Annotated in this window: 1 protein-coding gene; it reads left to right on the forward strand. The window is 56.7% G+C overall.

The genetic code is table 11. The annotated features are described in order from the left end of the window. Window positions 1-32 precede the first annotated feature (32 nt). A partial coding sequence (locus tag HMPREF2879_RS09620) for an IS3 family transposase (protein WP_305793978.1) occupies window positions 33-203 on the forward strand: 171 nt, incomplete at its 3' end.

Raw genomic sequence — 203 nt, forward strand, 5'->3', positions numbered from 1 at the left:
CGCGTACCCCTAACGGGTGCGGTCACAGGCAGGTGGCCATGTGTCTGCGTGCTGAGGAGGGGGTGCGCATTGCCGATAAGACGGTTTTGAAGATGATGCGTCAGATGGGGTTGCGTTGCGGTATACGCCGTGAGAGGGCTTACCGCAAGTACAACTCTTACAAGGGGTCTGTGGGGCAAAGTTTTGAGAACATTATCGGTCGC

The organism is Rothia sp. HMSC069C04 (assembly GCF_001812895.1).
In the GTDB taxonomy this organism is placed as follows: domain Bacteria; phylum Actinomycetota; class Actinomycetes; order Actinomycetales; family Micrococcaceae; genus Rothia.